Annotated in this window: 17 protein-coding genes; 12 read left to right on the forward strand and 5 right to left on the reverse strand. The window is 61.7% G+C overall.

All coding sequences use genetic code 11. The features are described 5' to 3' along the window. The first annotated feature begins 83 nt into the window (after nt 1–83). From NKH01_RS03145 to NKH01_RS03160, 4 genes are all read left to right on the forward strand, one after another. Nucleotides 84–1,487 carry an L-serine ammonia-lyase gene (locus NKH01_RS03145; protein WP_352844092.1) on the forward strand — a complete coding sequence of 468 codons (1,404 nt, stop codon included), beginning with the start codon at nt 84–86 and terminating at the stop codon, nt 1,485–1,487. An 85-nt stretch (nt 1,488–1,572) separates the two neighbouring features. Next, nucleotides 1,573–2,010, forward strand: a complete 438-nt coding sequence (locus tag NKH01_RS03150; protein WP_023717749.1) for a DUF1489 family protein — start codon at nt 1,573–1,575, stop codon at nt 2,008–2,010. Nucleotides 2,011–2,134: 124 nt separating this feature from the next. Beyond that, complete coding sequence (locus tag NKH01_RS03155; RefSeq protein ID WP_352482282.1) at nt 2,135–2,866, forward strand: vWA domain-containing protein; 732 nt, start codon at nt 2,135–2,137, stop codon at nt 2,864–2,866. Continuing rightward, nucleotides 2,866–3,564: a DnaJ domain-containing protein gene (locus NKH01_RS03160; protein WP_023717747.1), complete on the forward strand. Its 699-nt coding sequence runs from the start codon at nt 2,866–2,868 to the stop codon at nt 3,562–3,564. The genes NKH01_RS03155 and NKH01_RS03160 overlap by 1 nt, the downstream gene beginning before the upstream one ends. Nucleotides 3,565–3,609: 45 nt before the next feature. Here the strand turns inward: NKH01_RS03160 and NKH01_RS03165 are convergent, their stop codons facing one another. Next, nucleotides 3,610–4,998: an SPOR domain-containing protein gene (locus NKH01_RS03165; protein ID WP_352494596.1), complete on the reverse strand. Its 1,389-nt coding sequence runs from the start codon at nt 4,996–4,998 to the stop codon at nt 3,610–3,612. Between the two features lie 300 nt (nt 4,999–5,298). On the opposite strand from NKH01_RS03165, the gene NKH01_RS03170 reads away from it, so the two are divergent. The 3 genes from NKH01_RS03170 (at nt 5,299) to clpA (ending at nt 8,705) form a co-directional block, all read left to right on the forward strand. Continuing rightward, nucleotides 5,299–5,628, forward strand: coding sequence for a phasin family protein (locus NKH01_RS03170; protein ID WP_023717745.1), 330 nt, complete (start codon nt 5,299–5,301; stop codon nt 5,626–5,628). Nucleotides 5,629–5,903: 275 nt separating this feature from the next. Further along, a complete protein-coding gene (gene clpS / locus NKH01_RS03175; RefSeq protein WP_023717744.1) occupies nt 5,904–6,230 on the forward strand; it encodes an ATP-dependent Clp protease adapter ClpS in 327 nt (108 codons plus the stop codon). A gap of 6 nt (nt 6,231–6,236) precedes the next feature. Beyond that, nucleotides 6,237–8,705 (forward strand): ATP-dependent Clp protease ATP-binding subunit ClpA, encoded by a 2,469-nt coding sequence (clpA, locus tag NKH01_RS03180; protein WP_023717743.1) that lies wholly within the window; start codon nt 6,237–6,239, stop codon nt 8,703–8,705. 86 nt (nt 8,706–8,791) lie between these two features. Here the strand turns inward: clpA and NKH01_RS03185 are convergent, their stop codons facing one another. The 4 genes from NKH01_RS03185 to NKH01_RS03200 form a co-directional block, all read right to left on the reverse strand. After that, nucleotides 8,792–9,223, reverse strand: a complete 432-nt coding sequence (locus tag NKH01_RS03185; RefSeq protein ID WP_352482287.1) for an HIT family protein — start codon at nt 9,221–9,223, stop codon at nt 8,792–8,794. Between the two features lie 121 nt (nt 9,224–9,344). Then, the gene (locus NKH01_RS03190) at nt 9,345–10,559 is read right to left on the reverse strand and encodes a GNAT family N-acetyltransferase (protein WP_352587134.1); all 1,215 of its coding nucleotides are present in this window, start codon (nt 10,557–10,559) and stop codon (nt 9,345–9,347) included. A gap of 40 nt (nt 10,560–10,599) precedes the next feature. Further along, nucleotides 10,600–11,328: a glycerophosphodiester phosphodiesterase gene (locus NKH01_RS03195; RefSeq protein WP_352587137.1), complete on the reverse strand. Its 729-nt coding sequence runs from the start codon at nt 11,326–11,328 to the stop codon at nt 10,600–10,602. A gap of 14 nt (nt 11,329–11,342) precedes the next feature. Continuing rightward, entirely contained in the window at nt 11,343–11,807 is a 465-nt protein-coding gene (locus tag NKH01_RS03200) for a RidA family protein (RefSeq protein WP_352908365.1), read from the reverse strand. Nucleotides 11,808–11,945: 138 nt separating this feature from the next. Here NKH01_RS03200 and NKH01_RS03205 point away from each other — a divergent pair, with 138 nt between their 5' ends. The 5 genes from NKH01_RS03205 (at nt 11,946) to rpsB (ending at nt 16,115) form a co-directional block, all read left to right on the forward strand. Then, complete coding sequence (locus tag NKH01_RS03205) at nt 11,946–12,773, forward strand: cell envelope integrity EipB family protein (RefSeq protein WP_023717738.1); 828 nt, start codon at nt 11,946–11,948, stop codon at nt 12,771–12,773. Between the two features lie 138 nt (nt 12,774–12,911). Then, complete coding sequence (locus NKH01_RS03210; RefSeq protein WP_353018903.1) at nt 12,912–14,210, forward strand: lysophospholipid acyltransferase family protein; 1,299 nt, start codon at nt 12,912–12,914, stop codon at nt 14,208–14,210. A 43-nt stretch (nt 14,211–14,253) separates the two neighbouring features. Beyond that, nucleotides 14,254–14,532: a DUF4031 domain-containing protein gene (locus NKH01_RS03215; protein ID WP_023717736.1), complete on the forward strand. Its 279-nt coding sequence runs from the start codon at nt 14,254–14,256 to the stop codon at nt 14,530–14,532. Continuing rightward, complete coding sequence (locus NKH01_RS03220) at nt 14,529–15,140, forward strand: LysE family translocator (RefSeq protein ID WP_352587146.1); 612 nt, start codon at nt 14,529–14,531, stop codon at nt 15,138–15,140. Before NKH01_RS03215 ends, NKH01_RS03220 begins: the two co-directional genes overlap by 4 nt. A gap of 177 nt (nt 15,141–15,317) precedes the next feature. Next, nucleotides 15,318–16,115, forward strand: a complete 798-nt coding sequence (gene rpsB, locus NKH01_RS03225; protein ID WP_023717734.1) for a 30S ribosomal protein S2 — start codon at nt 15,318–15,320, stop codon at nt 16,113–16,115. Nucleotides 16,116–16,123 lie beyond the last annotated feature (8 nt).

Here is a 16,123-nt window from a genome sequence, read left to right on the forward strand (position 1 = left end):
CGCCGCAATCTTCAAAACAGCGGAAAACATCATGGGAATTCCTATATATAGAGCTCAACAGGGTCCCAGGAGAAAACGCCCACGTGTTCCTTTCGGTTTTCGACCTGTTCAAGATCGGCATCGGCCCATCGAGTTCGCACACGATGGGGCCGATGACGGCTGCGCGGCGGTTTCTCGACGAGATTGCGGGAGACGACTGGCCGCGTCCGGCCGGCGCCAGGGTCGACCGAATCGCGGCCAGCCTGCATGGCTCGCTCGCCTATACCGGCATCGGCCATGGCTCCGATCGCGCCGTGGTGCTCGGCCTCGCCGGCCAGACGCCGCAGACGGTGGATCCTGACCACGCCGACGGCATCGCCGCTCGCATCGCCGCCGAGAAGCGGATTTCGCCGCCCGGCCATCCGTCCTATCGTTTCGACCCGGCAACGGATCTGGTGCTGGATCGCAAGACGCCGCTGCCGGGTCACGCCAATGGCATGGCGTTTTCTGCCTATGATGCCGGAGACCGGTTGCTGCTGAGGCGCGTCTACTATTCGATCGGCGGCGGCTTTGTCGTTTCCGAGGAAGAATTGCAGCGGATGAAGGCGAGGGGCTCGGCGACAACCGAAGGCAAGAAGGTTCCATATCCGTTCAAGAACGCCGTCGAAATGCTCTCAATGGCAGCGAAAAGTGGCCTTTCCATCGCCGAGATGAAGCGCGTCAACGAGGAGACGCAGATGTCGCGCGAGGAGCTCGACGCTGGCCTCGACGGCATCTGGAGCGCCATGAAGGGATGCATCGAGCGCGGCCTGTCGCAAGACGGCATCATGCCGGGCGGACTGAAGGTGCGCCGCCGTGCCCGGATGCTGCACGACAAGTTGCAGGAGCAATGGCAGCAGAACCGGCCCAACCCGCTGCTCGCCAATGACTGGCTGTCGATCTATGCAATGGCGGTCAACGAGGAGAACGCCGCCGGCGGCCGTGTCGTCACCGCGCCAACCAATGGGGCGGCCGGCACTCTGCCCGCGGTGTTGCGCTATTGGCTGCATTTCCATCCCGAAGCCGACCAGCCAAGTATCCGCGATTTCCTGCTGACGGCGGCGGCCGTTGGCGGCATCATCAAGACCAATGCTTCGATCTCGGGGGCCGAGGTAGGCTGCCAGGGCGAGGTCGGTTCGGCTTCGGCGATGGCTGCGGCGGGATTGTGCGCCGTCATGGGCGGCACGCCCGAGCAGGTCGAGAACGCTGCCGAAATCGCGCTGGAACATCATCTCGGCATGACCTGCGATCCGGTCGGCGGCCTGGTGCAGGTGCCGTGCATCGAGCGCAACGCGCTTGGCGCTGTCAAGGCGGTGACCGCCGCTTCGCTGGCCATCAAGGGCGATGGCGTTCATTTCGTGCCGCTCGATGCGGCAATCGAGACGATGCGCCAGACCGGCCTCGACATGAACGAAAAGTACAAGGAAACCAGCCTTGGCGGATTGGCCGTCAATGTCGTGGAGTGCTGAGCGCCAGTCTGGCGGCCTGGACCACCACTGTGGAGAAGTCGATCAGGCCGTTGACGCGTTCGCGTGCTGGGCTAAACCTTAAACGATGTCTCTCAATCTCATAAAGCTTTGCGTCGGCTGTGACAGCGTCGAGGATCTGGAAGAGTGGATTGCCTTCCGCCTCGACGAGCGGCGCCGCGCCGGCGAACCGGCCGAACACTACCACACCACCCGCATGGTGCCGACGCGCGGCGCCGAGATCACCGACGGCGGCTCGCTCTACTGGGTGGTCAAGGGCAATGTCCAATGCCGTCAGCTGATCACCGAAATCCGGCCCTTCACCGATGACGATGGCATCGGCCGCTGCCATCTGATCCTCGATCCCGAGGTCGTGCGCACCGACTGGCAGCCGCGCCGTGCATTCCAAGGGTGGCGCTACCTGAAGCCGGCGGACGCGCCGGCCGATCTCGGCAAGGGCAAAGCCGGGCTGATCGAAATGCCGCCGAAGCTCAGGCGTGAGCTTGCCGATCTCGGCCTACTCTGACGCCAAGAACCGTAACGCCAAGGGCACCGGCCGAACGCTTGTCCGCAGTTGCCATCATCACCGGTCCTGCAGGTCGCCTGATCTGGGCTTGCAAGCTGGGGAACAACGCCACATCTTGAATGTCATGAGCGACAAGAAGCAGCCCGTGCCTGCAAAGGCCAATCCTGCGCCGGTCGAGTCCCAATCGAGCACCGGCGAGATCGACGCCTTTCTCCGCCAGGCAAGGACGCTCGCTGCATCCGCCACCGGTTCAGGCAGGCTGATCCTGTCCCTCGACGCTACGATGAGCCGCCAGCCGACCTGGGATCTCGCCTGTGCGCTGCAGGCCGAGATGTTCGACGCCGTCGGCAAGGCTGGGGTGCTCAAGGTTCAACTGGTCTATTTCCGCGGGCTTGGCGAGTGCCGTTCCTCCGCATTCGTCACCGATACCGAAGCTCTGAAGCAGCTGATGACGCGCATCGACTGCCGTAGCGGCCACACCCAGATCGGCAAGGTGCTCGCCCATGCGCTGAAACAGACGGCGGCGGCCAAGGTCAACGCGCTGGTCTATATCGGCGATGCGATGGAAGAAAACATAGATGATCTGGCCGAAAAGGCCGGTAGCCTAGGTCTGCACGGCGTTCCTGTCTTCGTTTTTCAGGAAGGCCATGATGCCGGTGCAGAAAAGGCGTTCAAGGAAATTGCACGGCTGTCCAAAGGGGCCTGGTTCCGGTTTGATCGGCGGGCTGCCGCGACCTTGGCCGGCCTGCTTTCGTCCGTCGCCGTGTTTGCGACCGGCGGTCTGAAAGCACTGGAGGACCGGGGCAGGCCGGAGGACCGGCTGATGATCGAGCATCTACGGGGCGGCGGAAACTGATGGGCGCGATTATCGCTTTTGTAGCATTGCTTCTGGTGCTTCTCGGCATGCTCACCATCTTCCTGCGCGCCGATCCGGGGAAGCTTGCAGGCGGCATGAGGACCCTTGGACCCGTGCTGCTCGGGCTGGTCGGCGTTGCCGTGCTGCTGGTCGGGCGCGAGGGCCTCGGCGGCTTGATCCTGTCGGCCGCGCTCGCCTGGTATGGCTCCATGCGCATGAATCAGCCGGCCGCGAAACTGGCACCGGGCAAGCGTTCGACGGTGCGTACCGCGGCGCTTGAGATGGAACTCGATCACGACACCGGCGGCCTCGAAGGCCTCGTGCTGGCTGGGCGCCATGAAGGCAAGATGCTTGGCTCGATGGGGCTTGCCGAATTGCAGCAACTTTATCGCGAACTCTCCGGCGATCCGGAGAGCCGCCAATTGCTAGAGACGTATCTTGACGGCAGATTTCCCATCTGGCGCAAAGACGCTGATGCGAATGGTGGCGAAGGGCTGGGTGTTGCGCCAGGTTCGGGCGCCATGACTAAGGAGGAGGCCTACAAGATCCTTGGTCTTGAAGCGGGGGCTGCCGCGGCGGATGTCCGCAAGGCGCACCGCCGCCTGATGCAGCGCCTGCACCCCGATATCGGTGGCACGTCTTTCCTGGCGGCGCGGATCAACGAAGCCAAGGACGTCTTGCTCTCCAATCACAACTAGTCTCCTTCGACGCAGAACTTTCGGGAAAGATATCGTTTCGCGCCCTTACTGCTGGACGGCGTAGCACTCGATCTTCTTCTTTTTCAAAGCGTTACAAGCCTTCCAGGCGGCGGTCTTCGAACCAAAACCACCGAACCGGGCGCGGTAATAGGTGACGCCGTCTTTGTCGAAGGCGACGGTGAAACCGGAGGCATCGGCCAGAACGGAGGGCACCTGCTTCGTCGCCTTGTCGAGGAAAGCCTTTGCTTCGGATTGCTTTGGCGAAGAGGCGACCTGTATTGCCCAGCCGGATGGCACCGACGCCGTGCTGACCGGATCGACCTCTGCAGCCGGTTCGGCATAGGCTGCGGCGACCCGGGCCGTCGCCACATCGTCCGCTGTCGCCACGGCCGCCGTCTTGACCTTTCTGGTCTGAACGACCGGAGTGGTTTCTTCAACGACGGGAGCATTTTCCTCGACGAGGGAGGCAACGGCATCGTCGTCCGGCTTACTATCCGGCGTCGGCGCGTCATGCTTCGGCAGAAGCACCTTGGCCAGGGCTGAAATCGGATTGCCGCCACCGGCTTTGGCAATCAGCATGCCGCCGCCGCGCGACGACGCCTTCGGCATGTAGGCATTGATCAACCCGGCCATCTGGCTGTCGCGGCTGCCGCCGGACCTGCCGCCCATGACCACCGCTACGATGCGCCGGTCGCCATCCGATACCGAGGAGACCAGGTTATAGCCGGAGGCGCGGGTATAACCGGTCTTGATGCCGTCGACGCCCTTGATGCGTCCGAGCAGACGGTTATGGCCGTTGATGCGCTGTCGCCCGTAAAGAAAGGAGCGCTGCGAGAAATAGCCGTAATATTGTGGAAAATGCTCTCTCAGGGCGATACCGAGCAGCGCCATGTCGCGCGCCGTCGTGAACTGCCCGGGATCAGGCAAGCCGTTGGCGTTGCGGAAAACGGTTCCCCGCATGCCCAGCGCCCGCGCCTTGGCGGTCATCATGCGGGCGAAATTGGCCTCATTGCCGCCGAGCATCTCGCCAAGCGCAGTTGCGGAATCGTTTGCCGATTTGGTCACCATCGACAGGATGGCGGTCTCGACCGTGACCGAGCCGCCCCGCTTGACGCCGAGCTTTGTTGGCGGTTCGGCAGCGGCATTGGCCGAGAACACGACCGGAGAATTCCTGCTGATCCTGCCCTTCGCCAATGCCTCGAACGTCAGATAGAGCGTCATCATCTTGGTAAGCGAGGCCGGATAGCGCCGGCCATCGGCATCCGACGAATAAAGCACCTTGCCGGACTTGGCATCGATGACGATGGCCGCCGACTTGGCCGCCATGGATGAAGCCGCGTCCGCGACGACGAAGCTCATCGCCATAGCGAGAATCATGATCGTTTTGAGGGGGGACGCGGATTTGGAAACGAAGCCCGACAACGCCTTACGCACTGATAGTTCCTTTGAATTTCCGTTGCCTTGGAGGCGGCAAAGGGTCCTGCCTCACCTCGGGCCACGCTAACGCGGGCAGCGTTACCAATCCGTTTATGGTAACCGCCGCGTTCACCATTTTCTGCGGGATTGAGCCTCTCTTTATTCGAATCTTAGCGATTGCCGGCGGCTCACGATGCGCATTGCCGCGAAAATCTTGACTTTTTGTGCACTGCACAATATATTTACACGCATTGCACAACGCGGCCCGGACAAGGCGCGTCCATCGTCCAAAGGCAACCGTTCAAGGGAATGCGTGAAATGACCCAGACCTATGAAGATTTCAGCAAATACGGCAAGGAATTTGCCGACACCGGATTGAAGAGCTTTGCATCGCTGTCCAAGGGTGCGCAGGCCATCGCCACCGAGGCGGGCGAGTACACCAAGAAAAGTTTTGAGGCCGGCAGCGCCGTTGTCGAGAAGCTCTTCTCCGCCAAGTCGCTGGATAAGGCGATCGAAATCCAGTCCGACTACGCCAAGCAGTCCTATGAGAGCTTCGTCACCGAGGCCACCAAGCTTGGCGATCTCTATGCCGAACTCGCCAAGGAAGCCTACAAGCCGTTCGAATCGATTGTCGCCAAGGCGAAGTAAATTCGACGAACGTTCCAAGCCGGCCCTTGGGCCTCAAAAGACAGACCCGGTCGCGAACGCGCGGCCGGGTTTTTTCATGCCAGCTCGAAATCGGGGTCCTTGCGGTCTTCACGATTTGAAAAATCGGTCAAGTTTGGCCACCTAGCCATATTGTCAGCTAAACAGAAGGGCTTAAAATCGTCCATCGAGCACCTACATGTCGAGCATGCATGAGGATTCGAAAGAGGCAGGACTACGTGACTACAGGTTTGACTGCCACGAGCTACGTGGTGCGAATGCAGAACGGCAGCAACGGCAATGAGGCCGGTCGCGGCACGGCCGTCATCACGCGCACAAAAACCAAGACCAAGAAGCCCAGTCTGTATCGGGTCCTCATCCTTAACGACGACTACACACCCATGGAGTTCGTGGTTCACGTGCTGGAGCGTTTTTTCCAGAAGGATCGCGAAGCCGCCACACGCATAATGCTTCATGTTCACAATCATGGGGTGGGCGAGTGCGGGGTCTATACATTCGAGGTGGCCGAGACCAAAGTGTCTCAGGTCATGGATTTCGCCCGACAGAATCAGCATCCGCTGCAATGCGTGATGGAGAAGAAGTGAGGTAACATGCCGGCTTTCTCCCAAGGCCTGGAAAAGGCGCTTCACCAAGCGCTGACGCTCGCCAATGAGCGGCACCATGAATATGCAACCCTTGAACATTTGCTGCTCGCCCTGATCGACGACACCGAGGCGGCCGCAGTCATGCGTGCCTGCAACGTCGATCTCGACGAGTTGAAGCATACGGTTCTCACCTATATCGACACCGAGCTCGACAATCTCGTCACCGGCTACGATGAAGATTCCAAGCCGACGGCCGGTTTTCAGCGCGTCATCCAGCGCGCGGTGATCCATGTGCAGTCGTCAGGCCGCGAGGAGGTGTCCGGCGCCAACGTGCTCGTCGCCATCTTCGCCGAGCGCGAGAGCCACGCCGCTTATTTCCTGCAGGAACAGCAGATGACCCGCTACGACGCGGTCAACTACATCTCGCATGGCATTGCCAAGCGCCCAGGCGCTTCCGAGACGCGGACGCCGCGCGGCGCCGACGACGAGCAAGGCAGCCAGGGCGGAGCTGAGCCGCAAGAAGAAGGCGGCAAGAAGAAGCAGCAGCAGGACGCGCTGACTGCCTATTGCGTCAACCTGAACAACAAGGCCAAGGCTGGCAAGATCGATCCGCTGATCGGTCGCGAGAGCGAGATCAACCGGACTATCCAGGTGCTGTGCCGCCGGTCCAAGAACAACCCGCTCTATGTCGGCGATCCCGGCGTCGGCAAGACGGCGATCGCCGAAGGCCTCGCCAAGCGCATCGTCGAGGGCGACGTTCCCGAAGTGCTGCACAATGCCACCATCTTCGCGCTCGACATGGGCACGCTGCTGGCCGGCACCCGTTATCGCGGCGATTTCGAGGAGCGGCTGAAGCAGGTCGTCAAGGAGCTCGAGGACTATCCCGGCGCCGTGCTGTTCATCGATGAGATCCACACCGTGATCGGGGCAGGAGCCACCTCTGGCGGCGCCATGGATGCGTCGAACCTGTTGAAGCCGGCGCTGTCGTCCGGCGCGATCCGCTGCATCGGCTCGACCACCTACAAGGAGTTCCGGCAGTTCTTCGAGAAGGACCGCGCGCTGGTGCGGCGATTCCAGAAGATCGACGTCAACGAGCCGACCGTCGAGGACGCCATCGAGATCATGAAGGGACTGAAGCCCTATTTCGAGGAGTTCCACAAGGTTCGCTACACGAGTGAAGCGATCAAGGCTTCGGTCGAGCTCTCGGCGCGTTACATCAACGACCGCAAGCTGCCGGACAAGGCGATCGACGTGATCGACGAGACCGGCGCCTCGCAGATGCTGGTGCCCGAAGCCAAGCGCAAGAAGACCATCGGCATCAAGGAGATCGAAGCGACGATCGCCACGATGGCGCGCATCCCGCCGAAGACGGTTTCCGCCGACGACGAGAAGGTGCTGCAAGGTCTCGACATCGAGTTGAAGCGCGTCGTCTATGGCCAGGACACCGCGATCACCGCGCTGACTTCGGCCATCAAGCTGGCGCGGGCCGGCCTGCGGGAACCGGAAAAGCCGATCGGCTCGTACCTGTTCTCCGGTCCGACCGGTGTCGGCAAGACGGAAGTGGCCAAGCAGCTCGCCGCCTCGCTCGGCGTGGAGCTGATCCGCTTCGACATGTCGGAATATATGGAACGCCACACCGTTTCGCGGCTGATCGGCGCGCCTCCCGGCTATGTCGGCTTCGACCAGGGCGGCCTTCTGACCGACGGCGTCGACCAGCATCCGCATTGCGTGCTGTTGCTGGACGAAGTCGAAAAGGCGCATCCGGACCTGTTCAACATCCTGTTGCAGGTCATGGATCACGGCAAGCTGACCGACCATAACGGTAAGCAGATCGACTTCCGCAATGTCATCCTGATCATGACCACCAATGCGGGCGCATCCGACGCGCAGCGCGCGGCGATCGGTTTCGGTTCGACCAAACGCGAAGGCGACGATGTCGAAGCGATCAACCGGCTGTTCACGCCGGAGTTCCGCAACCGTCTCGATGCGATCATTCCGTTCGGCTCGCTGCCGGTGCCGGTCATCCATCAGGTGGTGCAGAAGTTCGTCATGCAGCTGGAAGCGCAGCTTTCCGAACGCGGCGTGACCTTCGACCTGTCGCAGGATGCAATCGCCTGGCTGGCCGACAAGGGCTATGACGAGCGCATGGGTGCGCGGCCACTTGGCCGTGTCATTCAGGAGCACATCAAGAAGCCGCTGGCCGACGAGGTGCTGTTCGGCAAGCTCAAGAAGGGCGGCACGGTGCGTGTCACCGTCGAGAAGAAGGAAACCGGCGAGACCGGCCTGAAGCTCGAATCGCTCGCCGACGAGGCGCCGGTGAAGCCGAAGAAGGAAGAGCCGGACGACGTGCCGAAAGCCAAGAAGGCGGTGGCGAAAAAGCCCGCCGGGAAAAAGGCGGTGGCGCAGAAGTCGGAGCCGAAGGGCAAGGATGGCGGCAAGCGCAGCCTGGTGCCGCAACTGCCGCGTAAGAACTGACAATCCTGCAAGTAAAAAAGCCCCGGCAACGGGGCTTTTTTCATGAAGCTTGTGGTCGAGTATCGGCCGAGCGGCTTCGCCCCGATTCAGTTTGCCAGCGCCGTCCGTATCTTGCCGGCGTTCTCAGCCAGGACTTCAGGCTGTTCCATCTGTCCGCTGTGCGGCTTCAAGGGGATGCCTTCGAAGCGCGGAATGACATGGACATGGAGGTGGTAGACGGTCTGGCCCGAAGCTGGTTCGTTGAACTGCATGACCGTGACGCCATCGGCATCGAAGGCCTTCTTTACTGCCCGCGCAACTTTCTGCACGTGAGCGAAGAGGGGGCCAAGCACCGCCGGATCCGCGTCGAGCAGGTTGCGCGACGGCGCTTTCGGCACGACCAGCGTGTGACCCGGTCCTTGCGGCATCACATCCATGAAGACGATGACCGCATCATCCTCGTAGACGCGGTGCGAAGGGATTTCTCCGCGCAGGATTTTTGCGAAAATGTTGCTGCTGTCGTAGGTTGCTTCGGCCATGGCGCACGCTCCGGTTCTTGGCTCGCGGTCTCGTGTAGCGAAGCTGTTGCGGGCGGGCAAGACGATCGGTCGACATCGGCCATGCAGGCTCGAACGTGGTTGAGCGATCGGGCGGGTTTTGCTACTCCGCCATGTCCTTGCGGAACGGGGTGTGCTCTTCCAGATATTCGCTCATCCGCTCGACTTCGCGCCGCTCGCGCTGGAGGTAGTCGGCCACTGCATTGCGCAGACCTGGATGGGCGATGTAGTGCGCCGAATGCATCGTCACCGGCCGGTAGCCGCGCGCCAGCTTGTGCTCGCCCTGCGCACCGGCTTCAACCACCTTCAGCTTTCGCGAGATGGCGAAATCGATCGCCTGATGGTAGCAGACCTCGAAATGCAGGAACGGGTGGTCCTCGATGCAGCCCCAATTGCGGCCGTAGAGCGCGTCTGAACCGATGAAGTTGATGGCGCCGGCTATGTAGCGCCCGTTGCGTTTGGCCATCACCAGCAGGATGTCGTCGGCCATGCGCTCGCCGATCAAGGAGAAGAAATCGCGGTTGAGGTAGGGCCGGCCCCATTTCCTGCTGCCGGTATCCATGTAGAACGCGTAAAAGTCGTCCCAGGCTTTTTCGGTCAGATCCTTGCCGGTCAGCCAGTCGATCGAGATGCCGTCGGCGAGCGCCTCACGCCGCTCCTTTTTCATCGCCTTGCGCTTGCGCGAGGCCAACGTCGAGAGAAAATCGTCGTAGCTCGAAAAGCCTTCGTTGAAGAAGTGAAACTGCTGGTCGGTGCGATGCAGGAAGCCGGCTGCCGCCAAGATCTGGACATCATCCTCCGGCGCGAAGGTGACATGCGCGGAAGACACGCCGAGCTTATCCGTCACCGCCTTTAGGCCGGCCGCAAGGCCGGCCTTGACGGTGGGGCTGTCCTCGCGCTTGCCGACCAGCAGGCGAGGGCCGGTGACGGGTGTGAACGGCACCGCGCATTGCAGCTTCGGATAGTAGCGCCCGCCGGCGCGTTCGAATGCGTCCGACCAGCCATGGTCGAAGACATATTCGCCCTGGCTGTGCGACTTCAGATAGCAGGGGACCGCACCGAGCAGCTTGCCTTGCGCGGTTTCCAGCCTGAGATGATGACCCTGCCAGCCGGTGCGTCGAACGGCGCAGCCGGAATCTTCTAGCGCGCTCAAAAAAGCGAATGAAACAAGCGGGTTGTAGGCGTTTTCTGCCTCGCCCCGCGTAGTGCCACCAAGGCTGTCCCATTCCGCGCTGGTGAAGGCGCCGATGCCCGCGGCGATGCGGATCGACAGCTCCGCATTCGCCGTTTGTCTGTCGCAGTCGTCCCCTTGATCCATGTGGCTTACTTAAGCTCGCTGCGAACCCGTACAAGCCCGTTCAAGCAAGCCGCACAAGATCGGGCTCGAATCCTTCGAACGTCATCTGGTCGGCATATTTGAAGGTCAGGTCGACGGCAGGTTGGTCATGCACTGTCCAGGTGATCACCGGCATGCCGAGCCTTTCACGTACGAACGACACGAACCGGTTCGGCAGGTCGCCGGCGGCGTAGGAGATAAAGGCGATGTCATGCGCCAGCATGGCGAAATGCGCCTCGATCAGATGGTTGTCGTTGCCGTAGGCGGTCAACCCGCCGGGTATGCCGGGTGCATGTTTCGGGAACTCGCGGATCAGCCAATGGTCGAACGACATGATCGCGGTCTTGCCCTTATAGCGCTTGAGCATCTTGCCGACGCCTTCGACCAGGCCTTCGTCGTGTCCGGCAGCGCCTTTCAGCTCGACAACCATCGGCACACGCTCGTCGACCAGATTAAGCGCCTGCTGCAGCGTCGGCAAATGGTCGGCGGTGCCGCCGACCTTCAGCGCCGTGATCTCAGCAGCCGTACGCTGCCAGACGAAGCCGTCCTCGCCGGTCAGCCGCCGCAGATCGCCATCGTGGATGATGACGGGGACGCCGTCGGATGACAGGTGCACGTCGCACTCGATCGCATAGCCGCGCTCGGCTGCCGCGGCGAAGGCGGAAAGAGTGTTCTCCCAGCGCGCCTTGTTCATGTCGTGGAGGCCGCGATGGGCGACGGGCCGGGCAGTCAGCCAGGAAAGGTCGGTCATGGTCGCAGTCCCGGTCATTCGACTTCGAAGATCGCTTCGATTTCCACTGCGGCATTAAGCGGCAGGGAGGGGGTGCCGACGGCGGAGCGGGCGTGCTTGCCGCGGTCGCCGAGCACGGCGACGAGAAAATCCGAGGCGCCGTTGGCGACCAGATGCTGTTCGACAAAATCCGATGCCGAGGCGACGAAGACGGTGATCTTCACCAGGCGGCGGATCTTGTCGAGATCGCCAAGTGCCGCCTGGGCCTGCGCCAATATGTTGATCGCACAGTATTTTGCGGCTTCCTTTCCGGTCGCGGTGTCGACATCGCGGCCAAGCAGCCCGCTCGCCTGGAGCTTGCCCTCCTTGAGCGGCAACTGCCCGGCGGTGAACAGCAGATTGCCGGTCCTGCAATAGGGAACGTAGTTGGCGGCGGGCGCAGCGGCAGCCGGCAGCGTCACGCCGAGATCGCTTAGCCGCTTTTCGATTGTTTCGCTCATGCTATTTCCCTATTGCTTGAAGGTGCCGCGCAGGCCGGGCCGAAATTGCTATTTTTGCCTCGCTTCCGCCACGACTTTTTTTAAGCTGGACCATCTTTCCATGCGGCCTGCCATTAGCCGCGATGATCGGAGCACCCCATGCGCGCAACGCGCCTCGCATTCAACGCCGTTCTTCTGACAGCGGCTTCCTGGGCGGCTCCCGCTTTTGCGGTGCCGGCGCTGCAGGCGCACCGTGCCGTCTATGACATCACCCTGGACAAGGCGTCGGATCGCTCGGGGATCACCGGCATATCGGGCCGTATGGTCTACGAGTTCAATGGCTCGCCTTGCGAGGGCTACACGGTAAAGTTCCGCCTGGTCACCCAGATCGTCACCAACGACAATACCAGGCTGACCGACCAGCAGATGACCACCTTCGAGGATGCCGAAGGCAAGACCTTCTCCTTCGTCAACAAGTCCTTTGTCGACCAGAACCTCGACAAGGAGGTCAAGGGGACGGCAACGAAGGAGGCCAATGGTCTCAAGGTCGAAATCGACAAGCCCGAGAAGAACAGCCTGGAACTCGCCGCGACCCAGTTCCCGACCCAGCAAATGGTTGAAATGATCGGCAAGGCGGAAAAGGGCGAGCGTTTTTACGAAACCAACCTGTTCGACGGCTCGGAGGATGCCAACAAGGTGATGACCACCACCGTCGTCGTCGGCAAGCAAGCCAATGCCGACAAGACTGATCCGGAAGTGCCGGCGCTGGCCAAGCTCGCCAGCGACAAATACTGGCCGGTTGACATCGCCTATTTCGACGATACCGACAAAGGCGGCGAGGAAGTGCCGGAATACCGGATCAGCTTCAAGCTGCACGAGAACGGCATCACGCGCGGTCTCGTAATGGACTATGGCGAGTTCTCGATGACCGGCAAGCTGGTCAATCTGTCGCTGTTCGATCAGCCAAAGACCTGCCCGTCGAAATAGGCTCGAACCGACGGCAAGCTGCTGCCGGCTGCTCTCCGCGATAGTGGCGCTTGATCTTGCGGGCATGTTGCACCGACTTGAGCATGCCGCAATTGCATATCAACGTCTTACGACGGTAAGCGCCGCGGGGGGAGCAGGTTGAGCAGGATCGACGTTTTTGTGGCGCCGCGGCCCAATGCGACGCTGATCAAGGCCATGACATTCGTCAACCGCATTGTCATGCTGCACGGCATTCCGGGGCTTCGCGACCTGTTGCCGTTCAACCGTCTGGCCGGTCTGCGCGGCGTCGCCAATGTCCGCCACATCGATTTTCCGGAGGACGACCGGCAAAGGTTGAAGGCTTGTTGCGGCGCGGGCAAGGCGACGTTCATCACGCCCAACCATCCGGAGTTCTTTACCGACTGGATGATCGACAAGGAGGTCGTCTCGCGGGTAAGCCCGCTGGCGGCATCCTGGGCCACGCACGGCGTCGTCAACGGGCTTGGCCGGCTGATGCAGAAATTCTGGCTGGCCAACAATCTAATCGCCCAAATCCCGGGCAATAGCGGGGCCGCCAAGGAACATTCGGTGGCCTGGGCGCTGAAAGGGCACGGCGTTCTCCTGCATCCCGAAGGCGGCGTCGGCTGGCATGCCAACATCGTTGCCCCGCTGCTGCCGGGCGCGGTCGAGATGGGGCTCGAAGCGCTGAAGCGCGGCCGCCTGACGGATCCGGATTTCAAAGTTTGGATCGCGCCCGTGATCTGGAAGCTCGCTTTCACGGGGAATGTCGAGGCAGCGCTGGCAAAGGAGTGCGCCTACGTCGAGCGCAGCCTGAAGATCGAACGCCATGCCGCCGATTCGCTGCCGGAGCGCGTCCATCGTATCTATGCGACATTGCTGTCGCGCGATGAGGCTGCATATGGCCTGCGATCCGATGAGCGGGTTTCGTATGACGCACGTCAGAAGGACCTGCTCGTGGAACTCGGCCGTCGCCTTGCTGAACTTGTCTCGGTCGGCGCCGGCACGCTCGACAGTGCCGAGCTTTTGCGCCGGTCGCGCCGCTGGCTGCGAGAAAACACGGATGATACCGGAAGCCGGAAGCAGGTCCGAACGCTGGCGGATACGATCCAGCGCTTGCGGCGTGTCGGGCCCTGGGCTTCAGCCAATCCGCGCATCACGCAGGAGGAGATCGCCGAACACTTGAAGCGGATCCGCAACGATTATTGCAAGGGTACACTGCGCGATACGATCGACCGTTTCGTGCCGCAGCCGGCAGGCCCACGCCGCGCCCATATCCGGGTGCCGGACCCTTTAGGCTTGCACGCCTATAAAGGCTCCGTCGAGGCGGCACTCGTCGAACTGCACGACCGCATGCAGGAGACCATCACCAGCACCATAGCGCAACTCCAGGCCGGCGGCGGCTTCATTTTCTATGCTAATCCCTTCTATCATCGTTAGCGGCGTGTTGGTCGGCGCAAGATGAAGGAGTGCGGCAAGCCCCATGGCGGTCTATGTCGATGCGGCGATCTGGAAATGGGTCGGCCACCGCTGGTGTCATCTGCTGGCAGACGACACCGACGAGCTGCATCGCTTCGCCGCGCAGCTCGGCATCAAGCGCTCGTCCTACCAAGGGCCGCCGAAGACATCGGCGCCGCATTATGACATAACCGGGTTCGAGCGCGACCGCGCGGTGCGGCTCGGCGCCATCGAGTGCAGCCGCGAGGAGATCGTCGCTGTTTTCCGGCGTGTGCGCGTGCCGAGGGGGAAGATGCGACGATGACATTGACGGCATTTTTGGCTTACTGCGCCGCGATCACATTTGCCGCCGCCACGCCTGGTCCGGCGATGTTCACGGTTATCGCCAATGGCGTCTCGCTTGGCTTCGTTCGCGCTTTCCTGGCTGGTCTCGGCATCGCCGCAGGCGACGCGGTGCTGGTCACCTTGGCACTGCTCGGTCTGGTGGCGCTGGTACAGGCCTTCGAATGGGTTTTTTTAATCCTGAAGTATGCGGGTGCTGCCTATCTGGTGTTTCTCGGCATCCGGATGTGGCGATCGGCCTCCGCGCGATCGCATGGACAGCACGCAACCCAGGCAAGACTGTCTCGATCGTTTTTCCTCGGTATCTCCATCGCATTGGGCAATCCCAAGGCGATCCTGTTCCACGCCTCTATCATGCCGCTGATTCTTGACCTCAATACGATGACCTTCGCCGATGGGCTGCTCGTGGTTGCGGTCGTGATCTGCGTCAACATCGTCACCATGGGCTTCTACGCAGCGCTCTCCGGGCGGGCTTCGAGCTGGTTCAAGACGCCAAGGCGCATGCGGCTGATGAACAGGTTTGCCGGCGGCGCCATGATAGGCACCGGTGCGCTGATCGCCGCACGCTGAGCCGCAAGACGCCACAGCGCTTGCGTTTGTCGCGCATCCCCTCTATATGCGCGCACATTCCACACACGGACTTTGGTGTCTGCCCGGGAGAAATCCGGCGGAAACCTCCGGTGGCGTTCGAGGACCAAGTCCAAAAAATGCCTGTGTCCGTGGAGGCTAACCGGAAAGGAAATAAGAATGGCTCTGCCTGATTTCAGCATGCGCCAGCTATTGGAAGCTGGCATTCACTTCGGCCACCAGACCCACCGCTGGAACCCGAAAATGGCGCCCTATATCTACGGCGCCCGCAACAACATCCACATCATCGACCTCTCGCAGACGGTGCCTTTGCTGCACCAGGCGCTGAAGCAGGTTTCCGACACTGTTGCCAAGGGCGGCCGCGTGCTGTTCGTCGGCACCAAGCGCCAGGCCTCCGACATCGTCGCCGATGCCGCGCAGCGCTCGGCTCAGTACTATGTTAACTCGCGCTGGCTCGGCGGCATGCTGACCAACTGGAAGACGATCTCGAATTCCATCCAGCGCCTGCGCAAGCTCGACGAGATGCTGGCCGGCGAGGCTCAGGGCCTGACCAAGAAGGAGCGCCTCAACCTCGACCGCGAGCGTGAGAAGCTCGACAAGGCGCTGGGCGGCATCAAGGATATGGGTTCGACGCCCGATTTGATGTTCGTGATCGATACCAACAAGGAAGCGATCGCCATCCTCGAGGCCAAGCGTCTCGGCATCCCGGTCGTTGCCATCATCGATTCCAACTGCGACCCGGACAAGATCGACTTCCCGATCCCCGGCAATGACGATGCGGCCCGCGCCATCCAGCTCTATTGCGATCTGATTGCCAAGGCTGCGATCGACGGCATCGCCCGCCAGCAGGGCGCACTCGGCGTCGACATCGGCGCATCGGTCGAGGCTCCGGTCGAGCCGGCGCTCGAACCGACCCCGGCCGCCGAGAGCCCGGCAACCCAGACCCCGGAAGCATAATAGCGAAG

The organism is Mesorhizobium sp. M1403, assembly GCF_040317695.1.
Taxonomy (GTDB): domain Bacteria; phylum Pseudomonadota; class Alphaproteobacteria; order Rhizobiales; family Rhizobiaceae; genus Mesorhizobium.